This is a genomic window from Pseudomonas sp. zfem003, from assembly GCF_032621675.1.
In the GTDB taxonomy this organism is placed as follows: Bacteria; Pseudomonadota; Gammaproteobacteria; order Pseudomonadales; family Pseudomonadaceae; genus Metapseudomonas; species Metapseudomonas otitidis.
In genome coordinates, this window is the sequence record NZ_JAVYJG010000014.1 from 1 (window position 1) to 14452 (window position 14452).

The following is a 14452-nucleotide window of genomic DNA, read 5'->3' on the forward strand; positions in this document are numbered from 1 at the left end:
GTATCCCGGGGACTTGATCCCCCTGAAGGGTCGTTCGAGACCAGGACGTTGATAGGTCGGGTGTGGAAGCGCAGTAATGCGTTAAGCTAACCGATACTAATTGCCCGTGAGGCTTGATCCTATAACACTGATGGTTATGACCTGGTGATGTCCCGAACTCAGTAGTGAAACGATGCATCGCCGATGGTAGTGTGGGGTTTCCCCATGTGAGAGTAGGTCATCGTCAAGCACCTATACCAAACCCCCGATCATCGAAAGGTGATCGGGGGTTTGACTTTGCGCGAAAGAAAAGTCTGCTGGGGATAACTCCAGTCCCGCTTCGAGTGTTTCCTACTCCCCTTCCTTTGCAGCACGCTCGCTTGGCCAAGTAGCTTCATACCTTCGTACGAACAGGGCGTGACATTTCCTAATAGCGCCTGATTGTTGCCTGGTTGGCCCTCCCTGAGACTGGCTCGACTTACCCTTCGAGTCCGGTCTTCGACATGAAGCTAACGCTTACCCCTCCCCTCAAGGCCAGCTATTGGATGGAGTCCATCGAACATGATGAGAGCCCGTCCGCTCCTCTGACTGGCAAGCACAAGGTCGATGTCCTGATCATCGGTGGCGGCTTCGTCGGACTGTGGACAGCCCTTTCCATCAAGCAAATGGAGCCCCAGGCGCGCGTCATGCTGGTCGAGCAGGATGTCTGTGGCGGCGGTGCATCTGGACGCAATGGAGGATTCGTCATGTCCTGGTGGCCCAAGATCGGAACCCTCCTGAGCTTCTGCGATGCCAACCAGGCCCGCTTCCTGGGCGAACAGGCCGAGCGTGCCATTTCCGAACTCGGGGAGTTCTGCGAGGAGCACCAGATCGAGGCTCATTACCGGCAGGCAGGTTGGCTGTGGACCGCCACCACCCCACGACACCTCGATACCTGGAACGCGACGCTCGCTGCCTGTGAGCGACTGGGTGTGAGCCCATTCGAGCGGGTCGATGCCGATGAGGTGGCCCGGCGAACAGGCTCCCGCGTGCATCTGGCAGGAGTCTTCGAACGCAGCAACGCCACCGTTCAGCCCGCTCTGTTGGTAAGCGGAATGCGACGGGTAGCACTGGCCAACGGTGTGGAGATCCACGAGCACACCGGAGTGACCGCCATCAGCCCCGGCGAGCCTGTGGAGGTGAGCACAGCCAGTGCCAGTATCCGAGCGGACCGCGTCGTGCTTGCCACCAACGCCTGGGCAGCCGCATTGCCCGAACTCGCCAGTGCGATAGTGCCCGTCAACAGCTCCATCGTCGTTACCGAGGCGATTCCCCATCGACTGACCGAGATCGGCTGGACCGGTGGCGAGGCCATTACCGACTCCCAGTTGATGGTCGACTACTACCGAACCACCCACGACGGTCGCATCGCATTCGGCAAGGGCACCGGAGCCCTCGCGTATGGTTCGCAGATTGACGCCACCTTCAGCGATCACTCGCCCAGTCTTCGCCTTACCGAGGCCGATCTGCGCCGTACCTATCCCATGCTCAACGACGTCGGCATCACTCACCGCTGGTCCGGCCCGATCGACCGCACCTACGACAGTCTGCCCGTATTCGGTCGACTCGCCGGGCATACCAACATCCACTACGGCATCGGCTGGAGCGGCAATGGCGTCGGCCCCAGCCGCCTCGGCGGCCGCATCCTCGCCAGCCTGGCCCTGGGGCGTGACGATGCCTGGAGTCGCTGCCCGCTGGTGGAGCGTCGCTGTCGCCGGTTCCCACCTGAGCCCCTGCGCTATATCGGCGGTTCCCTGGTGCGCAGCGCCGTGATGCGCAAGGAGCGCGCAGAGCTGAAGGGCGATGAGCCTGCTGCCCTCGACCGCTTCCTCGCCCGCTTCGCCCCCGCCGGCCTGGAGGATAAAGGCTGAAGGGCTGCATCCCGCAGCGTGCTGCACCTGAGAGGCCGCCTCACTCCCCCCTGATCCCAATAAAAGAGGACATAACAAATGGGCATCAACCAACGAATCGAAACGGAATCCGGCCTCGAAGCCCATGCCCTGGGCTCGCTCGAGACCGTCGCCATCATCATCGGCACCAATATCGGCGCCGGGGTGCTCAGCATGGCCTACGCCGCACGCAAGGTCGGCTACCTGCCGTTGCTCGCCTGCCTCGCCATCACCTGTTTCTTCTGCATCATCACCATGCTCTACGTCGCAGAAGCCTGCCTGCGCACACGTGGCAACAATCAGCTCAGCGGCCTCGCGCGGCGCTACCTGGGCACGTTCGGAGGTTGGCTGATCTTCATTGCCGTCGCTGCCAACAGCTATGGCGCCCTGGTCGCTTACATGAGCGGCAGCGGCAATATCATGGCCGACTTCTTCGGCCAGTACGGCCTGACTCGGGAGATGGGCAGCCTGGTGTTCTTCATCCCCTCCGCGCTGGTTCTCTACCTCGGCCTCAAGGCCCTTGGCATCGGAGAAAAGCTCATCAGTACCGGCATGGTGCTGATCGTCTGCGTACTGATCGCCGCCACCCTCACTCATGCGGACACCCGCATCGCCCATCTGTGGCGAAGTGACTGGCAGTACGTGGTCCCCATCTTCAACCTCGCCGTATTCGTCTTTGGCGCTCAGTTCCTTGTGCCGGAACTGGTGCGCGGTAACCTCACGACGCCCAGTCGACTCCCATGGTTGATCATCCTCGGCATGGTCCTTACCTTTATTCTGGTCGCCGCGATACCCGCTTCCGTGATCGCCCTGGTAGGGCCCGAGAATCTCAGCGAAGTGGCCACGCTCAGTTGGGGCCGATCCCTCGGGCAGTGGGCTTACTACACCGCCAACACCTTCGCCTTGCTGGCCATGCTGACCTCTTACTGGGGGCTGGGTGGCTGCCTGTTCACCAACTTCTTCGACCATTTCCGCCTGGGTAGCGAGCGCAACCGGCGCAAGCGCCTCCTGGTTCTCGCCCTGGTCTCCGTACCGCCCTTCCTGCTGGCCTATTCCGGCATCGGCGGCTTCGTCAACGCCCTCTATTTCGCCGGCACCTTCGGTGGTGTGTTGATGGGCATCATCCCGATCCTGCTGCTCAACGCCGCGCGCCGCTCCGGTGACCAGGCACCGGCATTCACCTGTGGCTGGTATGCCCATCCCATGATCCAGGTCGCGATCATCCTTATCTTCGCCGCCAGTGGCCTCTACGCCATCGCCTCCGCACTCGGCATGCTGCCGGCCAGCTGGTGAGGTCCGGACCGGCGGCCCCTGGCGATTACACTGGTCGCTCAACTCTGGAGCAGCCTGGACATGCCCTTCACCCTGCGAGAACTCCTCGCCCTACCGGCACTCCGCTCGCGACTGGTGAGCGGAGCCGCCGGCCTTGATCGACCCGTTCGCTGGGCCCATGTCTGCGAGCTCCCCGATCCCACCGAATGGCTTGGGGAGGGGGACCTGCTCATGAGCACAGGCCTCGGTATCCCCGCCGCTCCCTCGGAGCAGCGTCGCTATGTCCAGCGACTCATGAAGGCCGGTCTGGCCGGCCTGATGATCGGCGAAGACATGCAAGCGCCAGCTGACCTCGCAGCGCTGTGCGACGCCGCGGAGCGCCTGGGCTTTCCCCTTGTCTTTACCGAGTACGGCGTCCCCTTTGCCGCAGTTACCCGCGCCATCGCCGATGCCGGACGCAGCATCGAGCGCGAACGGCACCTGGCGCTCCAGCGCATCTACGAAACCGCCCGGTTGAGCCTGGGTGGCCTCGGGCTGGCGCCACTCCTGGCCCGGCTGGAAAAGGACGTCGCAGCGGCACTTCACCTGATCGACAGCCGCACCCTGGCGCCTTGGGATGAAGCCTTGCCAGCCCTTGCCGAAAGCGCCCGACTGACCATCAGGCAAACGCGCGCTCAGGGGCGCACGGGGCTCTCGCCCATGCTGCAGCGTTATCCCCATCCCGATGGCGAGATGCTGGGCATGGCCCTGCCATCGAAGCCCGACTGCCTGCTGGTGGTCCGCGCTGGTGAACTGCCCGACTACGCGCTGCTGCATCACCTGCTCGCGATCGTGGGAATCGAGCTCGAACGCATGCACGTCGAGAGCGAGCGCCGGCTGCGTCTGGGTTCCGAGCTTCTGGATGACCTGTTGAGCGGGCGCGCAGTGTCCCATCAAGCCGAGCAGCGCCTGCAGGCGCTCATGCCGGGCCTGCCGCTCACCGCATTGCGGCTGTGCATTGCTCGGATGCCGCTCGAAGACGCCCCAGGCAGGGACGACCTTCTGCAGCGCTGGGGCCAGCGCGGGCTGTTGCGGATCCAGGGCCATGAGATCGTCCTGCTTCAACCCGCTGAGCGGATTGGCGAACTGCAGGCCGAGTTGGGCGCAGAGCTGGGAGCGAGCAACCCGGTGGAACGGCCCGAGCGATTTGCCGACGCGCTTCGCGAAGCACGTCTCGCTCTCGCGCATGCAGGCCCTCGGATGCCTCTGATCCTCTACGCCACCCTGGGGCCGGGGGCGCCCTGGTTGCCCCGCTCCCTGGATGAAGCCGAGCGCACTGCGCGGCAGACGCTCGGCCCATTGCTGGAACAGGAGCGAGCCCAAGGTGCGCCGCTGCTGCACAGCCTGCAGGTCTTTCTCGAAGAAAATCGCTCCTGGCAGGCAGCAGCCCAGCGCCTGCACGTCCACAAGCAGACCCTGGTGTATCGCATGCGGCGTATCGAAGCGATCACGGGCCGTTCCCTGGACAGCACCGAAGACGTCACCGTTCTCTGGCTTGCCCTGCGAGCGGCTCGCCTCGCGGGGATCGGGCCGTCGTGAAGAGGTAGCCTCCGGGCGGGTGCAGAAACACAAAGGCCCCCTGGATTTCTCCAGGGGGCCTTTCGTTGTCTGGCGCATCCGGCGGGATTCGAACCCACGACCCCTGCCTTCGGAGGGCAGTACTCTATCCAGCTGAGCTACGGATGCTTGAGAGCGCGTAATCATACCTGCACGTGACGTCGGAGTCCATTTTGCGTGGCGTGTTCTGAATATTGAACGCACACGCTCCTCGTCACGGATTCTGCACAGCAAAACCCGACGGGTGCTCATTTTTTTGTCTGTTTTATCGAACGTAGTATTGCCCTTTGATCCCTCTGGCCCTAGCATTCGTTTGAGATTTCAAACGCCCCTTGCACTGCCAAGCCCGGCTGCTGCAATCGACTTCCTTTCCTGGCCAATCCTGGGGTTGGCCGAACAAAAACAACGGACCCCGGCTCCTTGTAACCGGTGCGAAGGAGACAGAGATGCAATTGAAAGATGCCACGCTGTTCCGCCAGAAAGCCTACATCGACGGGGCCTGGCTGGACGCTGACAGCGGCCAGACCATCAAGGTCAACAACCCGGCCACGGGTGAGATCCTGGGTACCGTTCCGAAGATGGGCGCTGCCGAGACCCGCCGTGCCATCGAAGCTGCCGAACGTGCTCTGCCGGCCTGGCGTGCCCTCACTGCCAAGGAGCGTGCGGCCAAGCTGCGTCGCTGGTTCGAACTGATGATGGCCAACCAGGACGACCTGGGCCGCCTGATGACCCTGGAGCAGGGCAAGCCGCTGGCCGAAGCCAAGGGCGAGATCGCCTACGCTGCCTCCTTCATCGAATGGTTCGCCGAAGAAGCCAAGCGCATCTACGGCGACGTCATCCCCGGCCACCAGCCGGACAAGCGCCTGATCGTCATCAAGCAGCCCATCGGCGTGACCGCGGCCATCACCCCGTGGAACTTCCCCGCTGCGATGATCACCCGCAAGGCCGGCCCGGCCCTGGCCGCCGGCTGCACCATGGTGCTCAAGCCTGCTTCCCAGACCCCGTACTCCGCCCTCGCCCTGGCCGAGCTGGCCGAGCGCGCCGGCATCCCCAAAGGCGTGTTCAGCGTCGTCACCGGCAGCGCCGGTGAAGTGGGCAGCGAGCTGACCAGCAACCCCACCGTGCGCAAGCTGTCCTTCACCGGTTCCACCGAGATCGGTCGCCAGCTGATGGCCGAATGCGCCCAGGACATCAAGAAGGTGTCCCTGGAGCTGGGTGGCAACGCCCCCTTCATCGTCTTCGACGATGCCGACCTGGATGCCGCCGTCGAAGGCGCACTGATCTCCAAGTACCGCAACAACGGCCAGACCTGCGTCTGCGCCAACCGCCTGTACGTGCAGGACGGCGTGTATGACGCCTTCGTCGAGAAGCTCAAGGCCGCCGTGGCCAAGCTCAACATCGGCAACGGCCTGGAAGACGGTGTCACCACTGGCCCGCTGATCGACGAGAAGGCCGTGGCCAAGGTCCAGGAACATATCCAGGACGCCGTCAGCAAAGGCGCCAAGGTCGTTTCCGGCGGCAAGCCCCACGCCCTGGGCGGCACCTTCTTCGAGCCGACCATCTTGGTCGACGTACCGAAGAACGCCGCCGTCGCCAAGGAAGAGACCTTCGGCCCGCTGGCCCCGCTGTTCCGTTTCAAGGACGAGGCCGAAGTCATCGCCATGTCCAACGACACCGAGTTCGGCCTGGCCTCCTACTTCTACGCCCGTGACCTGGGCCGCGTGTTCCGCGTGGCCGAGGCGCTGGAATACGGCATGGTGGGCATCAACACCGGCCTGATCTCCAACGAAGTGGCGCCGTTCGGCGGCATCAAGGCCTCCGGCCTGGGTCGTGAAGGCTCCAAGTACGGCATCGAGGACTACCTGGAAATCAAGTACCTCTGCCTCGGCGGGATCTGAACCTGATGCAAAGACGGGGCAAGGCGCGAAAGAGCGCGCGGCGCCCCAGCTCCACAACCTGAACCGACGAACCTCCGGCGGGCCTGCGCAGTCGATCATCGAATGCTGCGCAAGCGCCCACCGGGGGTATTCATCCTTGAGACTGCGCCGCCCGATGAGCGGCCGTGAGGAAGACATGAGCAAGAACGAATCCCTGCTGAAACGCCGTGCCGCCGCTGTAGCCCGTGGTGTTGGCCAGATCCACCCGGTCGTCGCCGAGCGCGCCGAGAACGCCACCGTCTGGGACGTGGATGGCCGCGAGTACATCGACTTCGCCGGCGGCATCGCCGTACTGAACACCGGCCACCTGCACCCGAAGGTGATCGCCGCTGTCCAGGAGCAGCTGACCAAGCTGTCCCACACCTGCTTCCAGGTACTGGCCTACGAACCCTACATCGAGCTCTGCGAAGAGATCGCCAAGCGCGTACCGGGTGACTTCGCCAAGAAGACCCTGCTGGTCACCTCCGGCTCCGAAGCCGTCGAGAACGCCGTCAAGATCGCCCGCGCCGCCACCGGTCGTGCCGGCGTCATCGCCTTCACCGGCGCCTACCACGGCCGCACCATGATGACCCTGTCCCTGACCGGCAAGGTGGTTCCGTACTCCGCCGGCATGGGCCTGATGCCTGGCGGCGTGTTCCGTGCCCTGGCCCCGTGCGAACTGCACGGCGTGAGCGAAGACGATTCCATCGCCAGCATCGAGCGCATCTTCAAGAACGACGCCCAGCCCCAGGACATCGCCGCGATCATCATCGAGCCGGTCCAGGGCGAAGGTGGCTTCTACGTCAACTCCAAGGCCTTCATGCAGCGCCTGCGCGCCCTGTGCGACCAGCACGGCATCCTGCTGATCGCTGACGAAGTGCAGACCGGCGCCGGCCGTACCGGCACCTTCTTCGCCACCGAGCAACTGGGCATCACCCCGGACCTGACCACCTTCGCCAAATCCGTCGGCGGCGGCTTCCCCATCTCCGGCGTGTGCGGCAAGGCCGAGATCATGGACGCCATCGCCCCCGGTGGCCTGGGCGGCACCTACGCCGGCAGCCCGATCGCCTGCGCCGCGGCCCTGGCCGTGCTGAAGGTGTTCGACGAAGAGAAACTGCTGGAGCGCAGCCAGGCTGTTGGCGAGCGCCTCAAGGCCGGCCTGCGTGACATCGCTGCCAAGCACAAGGTCATCGGCGACGTCCGCGGCCTGGGCTCCATGATCGCCATCGAACTGTTCGAAGGCGGCGACGTGCACAAGCCCGCTGCCGAGCTGGTTGGCAAGATCGTGGCCCGTGCCCGTGAGAAAGGCCTGATCCTGCTGTCCTGCGGCACCTACTACAACGTGATCCGCTTCCTGATGCCGGTGACCATCCCCGATGCCCAGCTCGACAAGGGCCTGGCCATCGTCGCCGAGTGCTTCGACGAACTCGCCTGAGGCTCACCAGCCAGGCGTACTTGAGACCCGCTTCGGCGGGTCTTTTTTTGCCCCGGATCAAGCCGATTTCATCCAGTCGGTCAATATGTCATCGGGCCACTACTCAGCCCTTCATCGGCGCTTTAGACTTGTCGCCTTCATTTTTGCCAACTCCGTCGCACCCACTCACGGCACTCCCGCAGTAGCCCGAGGTACCCATGACCGCCCACGCCAAGGTTCCGGAAGTCCTGATTGCCGAGGCAGACCCGTGGACGGCCGACCTGCTCGCCCAACTGGTGCTGGATATCCGCGCCGACGCCAACCTCGTCCGCGTCGCCGACGCGCCCACCGCCCTGGCGCGCTGCAAGCGCCGCCTGCCCGACCTGGTGATCGCCGACGGTGAACTGCAGGGCGGTGGCGGCCTGGAGCTGCTGCGCCAGCTGCGTCGCCACCCGCGCACCCCCATGCTGCCGTTCGTGCTCATCAGCGCCCGGGTGGATGCCGGCAGCGTGCGCGCCGTGCTGCCCCTGGCGCCGTCCGCCTACCTGGGCAAGCCCTTCAATGCCGAGAGCCTGCGCCAGCGCCTGGCCAGCCTGCTGCCTGCCGGCGAAGGCCGCGAGCCGACCGCACCGCTGCTGGTGGCCACCCTGGAGGAATACCTCGACAGCGTGCGTGAGGAAGGGCAGGGCGCCCCCCTGCTCAGCGACGTGCGCGACGCCGTCAGCCGCTGCCTGCAGGCCAGCGACCTCGACCTGCGTGACCTCGACGAAGTCTTCTCCCGCGACCCGCAGATCACCGCCCGGCTGATCGCCGCCGCCAATAGCGCCGCCCAGCACCTGGGCACGCCCTGTCAGACCCTCACCCAGGCCTTGCAGCGCCTGGGCGTGACCCGTGTGCTCAACCTCGTGCTCGGCATGGCCCTGGAACGCAACGCCCGGCTGCGCGACCCGCGCCTGGCCGAGCTGGCCGACATCGCCTGGCGCGAGGCCCAGCGCAGCGCCGAGCTGGGCTACTGGATGGCCAGCGAACTCGACCTGGATGCCGAGCTCTGCTACACCGCCGGCCTGCTGCACAACATGGGCGAACTGGCCCTGCTGCGCAGCCTGCAGGACTGGCAGGACGCCGGCGGCACCCTGGAGGACGATGCACTGGAAACCGTGATGCGCAAGCGCGCCGCCGGTTTCGGCTCCGCCCTGCGCATCCGCTGGCGCCTGCCCTTCGGCCTGCGCGAACTGGTGGCGGCCTTCTACGGCCTGGGCAGCGGCGTGTTCTCCCGCGAGGCGCTGACCATGAACCTCTGCGCCGGCCTCCTGCGCCTGCCCGCCAACGCCGCCCCGCGTGACCTGCTGGACGAGCGCTCCGCCCGCCTGCTGCGCCTCGACCCCTCGCTGCTGGATCGCCTGCCGGCCCGCCTCATGCAGGCCTGAGGGCCTCCTCGACGAAATCCAGACGGTCCTGACCGAAGAACATCTCCGTGCCCACGAAGCAGGTGGGCGCCCCGAACACCCCGCGCCTGACCGCCTCCTCGGTGGCCGCCTTCAGCGCCTCCTTCACCTCCGTGTCGGCCGCCAGTGCCTGCACGGCCGCCGGGTCGAAGCCGGCCCCTTCCAGCACGGCCGCCAGCACGTTCGGATCGCCCAGGTTCTTCGAGTCCTGCCAGAGCGCGCGGAAGGCCGCGTCCAGGTACGCCTCGAAGCGCTCCGGCTCGTGCAGCTGTAGGCCGGTGGCGATGCGCATCAGGGCCAGGGTGTTGATCGGGAAGTGCGGGTTGAACACCATCGGCACGCCGTAGCGGCGGGCAAAGCGCAGCATGTCCACCAGGGTGTAGCGCCCCTTGGCCGGCACGCTGATGGGCGAGGCGTTGCCGGTGGCCTGGAACACCCCGCCCAGCAACATCGGCCGGTAGCGCAGCGCTGCACCGTGGCGGGCGCACAGTGCCGGCAGCTGGGTCCAGGCCAGGTAGCTGGCCGGGCTGCCCAGATCAAAGAAGAATTCGACGCTCTTGTTCATTTTTTGTCCTTCGAATAACGCTACGGAGTCGAGGCCGAGCGAGCGGCACTCAGGCTAGGTGGCGGGGCGTCGGGAAAGCGGAGTTGGCGTCTGCCAATGAGCATTTCGTCGCGCAGCCGGCCGTTAGTAATCACCAGCGTTCCATCCAGGGGCGCAGATCCAGCTCGAACGTCCACGCATCCCGCGGCTGGCTGTGCAGGAACCAGTAGTTGTCGGCGATGTGCTCGGGGTCGAGGATGCCGTCCTGGTCCTTGCGCGCGTAGAGGTCGGGGAAAGTGTCGCGGATGAACGCCGTGTCGATGGCACCGTCCACCACCACATGGGCAACGTGGATGTTCCTCGGCCCCAGCTCCCGCGCCATGCTCTGGGCCAGCGCGCGGATGGCGTGCTTAGCCCCGGCGAAGGCGGCGAAGCCGGCCGCCCCGCGCAGGCCCGCCGTGGCCCCGGTGAACAGAAGCGTGCCGCGCTCGCGGGTGACCATGCGCTTGGCCACCGCCTGGCTGGTGAGGAAGCCGGCGAAGCAGGCCATTTCCCAGATCTTGAAGTACTTGCGCGGCGTCTCGTCGAGGATGCTGCACGGCACGTTGGCGCCGATGTTGAAGACGAAGGCCTCGATCGGTCCGATGTCACGCTCGATCTGCTCCACCAGCGCGTTCACCTCCTCCTCCTTGCGGGCGTCCGAGCCGAAGCCGAAGGCCTGACCGCCTTCAGCGCGGATCTCGTCCACCAGCGACTGCAGCTTGTCCGCACTGCGGCGGGTCACGCAGGCGATATAGCCCTCGCGGGCGAAGCGCTTGGCGATGGCTCCGCCCGTGGCGTCCCCGGCGCCGATCACCAGCACCACCTTGTTCGTATTGTCCTGACGGGTCATCGCGGATCACCTTGGGTAAACGGTCGTTAGGTGAACGGACGTTATGCTACAGTCCGCGCCAGCGTCAAGCGAGGAAAGCCCATGCGTTACTCCCCCAGCCACAAGGAAGAAACCCGCCAGAAGCTGCTGGAAAGCAGCGGCGCCATCGCCAAGGGCGGCGGTTTCGCCAGCACCGGCGTGGATGCCCTGATGAAGGCCATCGGCCTGACCGGCGGCGCCTTCTACAGTCACTTCCCCTCCAAGGACGACCTCTTCACCGCCGTGGTCGAGCGCGAACTGTCCGGCAGCCTGATCGGCCAGGCCGCGCGCGAACCGGGCTTCGACCGCGCCCGCCTGCAGCGCTGCCTGCACCACTACCTGAGTCTGGCCCACGTGCAGGACCCGGCCGCCGGCTGCGCCATTCCCGCCCTCGGGGCCGAGATCGCCCGGGCGGATGCCGTGGTCAGGGAAACGGCCGAGCACTGGCTGCTGCAACTGCAGCGCGCCTGGGCGTCGATCCTCGAGGATGGCGACCTGGCCTGGGCCCTGCTGGCCCAGTGCGTCGGTGCCCTGGTGGTGGCGCGCATGCTGGCCAGCCAGCCCGCGCAGGAAGCGGTGTTGCAGGGCAGCCGCCGGTGGGTGGACGACTGCCTGGAGGGCGCGCGCAGCGCCTAGAGGGCACCTCCAGGGGCTGCCGGCCTGACGGCCTCGCTCACGTTTCCGGAGGCGCCCTGGAAGGGTCAGATTTCCTGCATGTCGAAGTCGGCCTTGCCCACGCCGCAATCCGGGCAGACCCAGTCCTCCGGCACATCGCCCCAGGCCGTGCCGGCCGGGATGCCTTCCTCGGGCCAGCCCTTGGCTTCGTCGTAGATCAGGCCGCAGACCACGCAGATCCAGGTTTTCATGCCGTTACCTCTTGTCGTTCACGGGGGCAGGAAGCGGGTCGAGGGGCTCGGCCAGCGGGCAGCGATAGTACGTGTAGACGGGCCGCACGGCGGCCCATCCAAGGTTGGGGCGGAAGGTCAGGCCGTGTGGGCCTGGAGCGGGCGCTCCTGTTCGCGGGCATGCCAGCGGTTGGCGCGGGCGAAGGTGCCGAAGTCGTTGAAGCGCACCCCCATCTCGCGCATCACCCGGTGGGCCACCGGCGCGGTCATCTGGCGGATGTAGAAGGGCTCCTTGACCACGAAGTGGTGGATCGCGTGGGTGCTGCCGAAGTTGAAGCAGAACGCCTGCAGCGGCCACAGCCACCAGGGGTTGAGCACCTGGGTCTGCTGGATCACGTTGCCCGGCTCCACGTCGCCGTAGTAGTGCATGTTGGAGCTGACGAAATGCAGGCAGAAGGTGCGCAGCACGTTGGGGCCCACCAGCACCACCACCGCGATGTCCACGCCGTGCATCACCGCCAGGGTGGTGTCCGACCAGGCCACCGGCGCACCCAGCAGCGCACTCACGCCGTTGACTGCGTGGAAGCCGAGGAAGACGTACCAGGTGCCCCAGTTCAGCAGGGCCAGCGGTGCATAGACCTTCAGCGTGCGCACCAGGATGAACTTCCTGTGCTCCCAGCTCCTGGCCCGCAGCATGCGGATCAGCGAGGACATCACGTTGTCGCCCACCATCAGCAGCCGGGCGATGCCCCAGGGCTCGCCGTTGGTGATGGCGCGCTCCTCCATGTCGGCCTTGGTGCCGGAGACCTTGTGGTGGTTCAGGTGCAGGTGCCGGCGGATCCACGGGTTGATGGTGCTCGGCCGGGCCAGCCACACCAGCGCCATCATCAGGTTGTGCGGCACCTTGCGCTTGCGGAAGTACATGCTGTGGATCAGGTCGTGCTCCAGCTCGTGGGTCAGCGAAGCGAAGAACGCATTCAGCAGCAGGCACGCCCACCCAGGCAGCACATCGTTCAGGTAGAGCAGTGCCGAGCCCACCATTCCGGCCAGGGCGAAGGCCAGGATCGCCGCGCCGATGAAGTCCTGGTGACGCAGAAAGGGGTAGCGCTGGCGCAACTCGGCGCCACGGGCCATCACCACTTCGCGAATGTGGGCTGATCGCTGCAGGTCATCGAGGGGCGTGGGGCTTGCGGTGATCGGGGGCATGCTTACATCCTCTTGTGCGCCTTGTGGGCACCACTGTGCCGCCGCCCCGGCGGTGCCGCCCGACCGAGCACGCCAACCTGTTGACCGGACACGCCAACCTGCATGAGCGCCGAACCCACCACCCTGGCCAGCTGGACCCGCGCCCTGCGCAAGCAGCTCGACGCCCTCGGCCTCGACAGCGCCGCCCTCTGCCGGCAGGCCGGGCTGGACCCGGCGCTGATGGACGACCCCAACGCCCGCTACCCGCTGTCCGCCACCACCCGCCTCTGGCACCTGGCCGTCGCCGCCAGTGGCGACCCCGCCCTCGGCTTGCGGGTCTCGGCCTTCGTCGGCCCCACCACCTTCCACGCTCTGGGCTACGCCCTGATCGCCAGCGCCAGCCTGCGCGAGGTGTTCGAACGCATCGAGCGCTACCACCGGGTGGTCAGCGACGCCCTCAGCCTCCGCCTGCACCTGGAAGACGAACGCTACGCCTTCCACCTGCAGGTGCCGGTCGATGGCCCCGCCCCGGCCGATGAAGCCATCGACGCCTTCGCCGCGCTCTACGTCCGCACCTGCCGCAACCGCCTGGGGCGCGACTACGCCCCCCTGGCCGTGCACCTGCGTCGCCCCGAACCCGCCGACCCGGCGCCCTGGCACCAGGTGTTCCGCTGCCCGCTGCGCTTCGCTGCCGAGGAGAATCGCCTGGAGTTCGCCCGCGCCGACTTCGAGCGGCCCCTGGAAGGCGCCAACCCCGAGCTGGCCGAACACAACGAAGCGGTGCTCAAGCGCACCCTCGAACACCTGCAGGGCCCGAGCTGGTCGAGCCGCGTACGGGCCTGCCTGGAAGCGCGCCTGCCCAACGGCGAGCCCTCCGCCGAAGGCATCGCCCAGACGCTGCACCTCAGCCTGCGCAGCCTGCAGCGCCACCTGGCCGACGAAGGCACCCGCTACGAGCACCTCCTCAGCGACACCCGCCACGCCCTGGCCCTGGCCCACATGCGCGACCCGCGCTGCTCCATCAGCGAAATCGCCTACCTGCTCGGCTTTGCCGACACCAGCAGCTTCAGCCGTGCCTTCAAGCGCTGGACCGGGCAGAGCCCCAGCCAGTACCGCGAGGGCCTGTCCCGCTGAGCGCGGCCCCGGCGGCTGCCCGTGCTGGCGAGGGGCCGGCCGAGCAGCCAGAATGCCTACCCATAACAAGAACCGCCGAGGCCCGCATGCATCCCGCCTATGCCCGCCATCCCTACGCCTTCATCCTCCACGCCCTGGGCCTGGCCCTGCTGATGCTGGTCTACGGCCGCTGGCAGGTGCCGCTGGCCTGGAGCGTGCCGGCCTACCTGATCCTCGCCCTGTGGCCCTGGCTGGGCCCGTGGAAGGTGCCGGAAGAGCCGACCCCGCTCATCGATCCAGCCGCC

The 14452-nt window shown here is 66.4% G+C and carries 12 protein-coding genes, 1 tRNA gene and 1 rRNA gene; 9 read left to right on the forward strand and 5 right to left on the reverse strand.

The window, feature by feature from the left end; genetic code table 11:
• The 4 genes from RTK35_RS28230 to RTK35_RS28245 all read left to right on the forward strand — a co-directional run.
• Nucleotides 1-121, forward strand: a 23S ribosomal RNA gene (locus tag RTK35_RS28230); the annotation flags it as partial.
• A gap of 361 nt (nucleotides 122-482) precedes the next feature.
• Nucleotides 483-1889, forward strand: coding sequence for an FAD-binding oxidoreductase (locus tag RTK35_RS28235; protein ID WP_316909536.1), 1407 nt, complete (start codon nucleotides 483-485; stop codon nucleotides 1887-1889).
• Nucleotides 1890-1967: 78 nt separating this feature from the next.
• Nucleotides 1968-3200 carry an amino acid permease gene (locus tag RTK35_RS28240; protein ID WP_316909537.1) on the forward strand — a complete coding sequence of 411 codons (1233 nt, stop codon included), beginning with the start codon at nucleotides 1968-1970 and terminating at the stop codon, nucleotides 3198-3200.
• Nucleotides 3201-3260: 60 nt separating this feature from the next.
• Nucleotides 3261-4757, forward strand: coding sequence for a PucR family transcriptional regulator (locus RTK35_RS28245; RefSeq protein WP_316909538.1), 1497 nt, complete (start codon nucleotides 3261-3263; stop codon nucleotides 4755-4757).
• 70 nt (nucleotides 4758-4827) lie between these two features.
• Here RTK35_RS28245 and RTK35_RS28250 read toward each other — a convergent pair.
• A tRNA-Arg gene (locus RTK35_RS28250) sits at nucleotides 4828-4904 on the reverse strand.
• Between the two features lie 317 nt (nucleotides 4905-5221).
• Here RTK35_RS28250 and gabD point away from each other — a divergent pair.
• From gabD to RTK35_RS28265, 3 genes are all read left to right on the forward strand, one after another.
• Entirely contained in the window at nucleotides 5222-6673 is a 1452-nt protein-coding gene (gene gabD / locus RTK35_RS28255) for an NADP-dependent succinate-semialdehyde dehydrogenase (protein WP_044401960.1), read from the forward strand.
• Between the two features lie 175 nt (nucleotides 6674-6848).
• Nucleotides 6849-8126: a 4-aminobutyrate--2-oxoglutarate transaminase gene (gabT, locus tag RTK35_RS28260; protein WP_044402076.1), complete on the forward strand. Its 1278-nt coding sequence runs from the start codon at nucleotides 6849-6851 to the stop codon at nucleotides 8124-8126.
• A gap of 197 nt (nucleotides 8127-8323) precedes the next feature.
• Nucleotides 8324-9532 (forward strand): HDOD domain-containing protein, encoded by a 1209-nt coding sequence (locus RTK35_RS28265; protein WP_142013435.1) that lies wholly within the window; start codon nucleotides 8324-8326, stop codon nucleotides 9530-9532.
• On the opposite strand, the gene RTK35_RS28270 is transcribed toward RTK35_RS28265, so the two are convergent.
• Together RTK35_RS28270 and RTK35_RS28275 are read right to left on the reverse strand one after the other, a co-directional pair.
• The gene (locus tag RTK35_RS28270) at nucleotides 9519-10115 is read right to left on the reverse strand and encodes a 2-hydroxychromene-2-carboxylate isomerase (protein ID WP_316909539.1); all 597 of its coding nucleotides are present in this window, start codon (nucleotides 10113-10115) and stop codon (nucleotides 9519-9521) included. The two genes, RTK35_RS28265 and RTK35_RS28270, sit on opposite strands and share 14 nt — an antisense overlap.
• 130 nt (nucleotides 10116-10245) lie before the next feature.
• Nucleotides 10246-10986: an SDR family oxidoreductase gene (locus RTK35_RS28275; protein ID WP_316909540.1), complete on the reverse strand. Its 741-nt coding sequence runs from the start codon at nucleotides 10984-10986 to the stop codon at nucleotides 10246-10248.
• A gap of 81 nt (nucleotides 10987-11067) precedes the next feature.
• Here RTK35_RS28275 and RTK35_RS28280 point away from each other — a divergent pair, with 81 nt between their 5' ends.
• Nucleotides 11068-11640 (forward strand): TetR/AcrR family transcriptional regulator, encoded by a 573-nt coding sequence (locus RTK35_RS28280; RefSeq protein WP_142013438.1) that lies wholly within the window; start codon nucleotides 11068-11070, stop codon nucleotides 11638-11640.
• A 65-nt stretch (nucleotides 11641-11705) separates the two neighbouring features.
• On the opposite strand, the gene RTK35_RS28285 is transcribed toward RTK35_RS28280, so the two are convergent.
• A complete protein-coding gene (locus RTK35_RS28285) occupies nucleotides 11706-11870 on the reverse strand; it encodes a rubredoxin (RefSeq protein ID WP_044401971.1) in 165 nt (54 codons plus the stop codon).
• A 117-nt stretch (nucleotides 11871-11987) separates the two neighbouring features.
• The gene (locus RTK35_RS28290; RefSeq protein WP_316909541.1) at nucleotides 11988-13055 is read right to left on the reverse strand and encodes a fatty acid desaturase; all 1068 of its coding nucleotides are present in this window, start codon (nucleotides 13053-13055) and stop codon (nucleotides 11988-11990) included.
• A gap of 102 nt (nucleotides 13056-13157) precedes the next feature.
• On the opposite strand from RTK35_RS28290, the gene RTK35_RS28295 reads away from it, so the two are divergent.
• Nucleotides 13158-14168, forward strand: a complete 1011-nt coding sequence (locus RTK35_RS28295; RefSeq protein ID WP_142013443.1) for an AraC family transcriptional regulator — start codon at nucleotides 13158-13160, stop codon at nucleotides 14166-14168.
• Nucleotides 14169-14452: the final 284 nt, after the last annotated feature.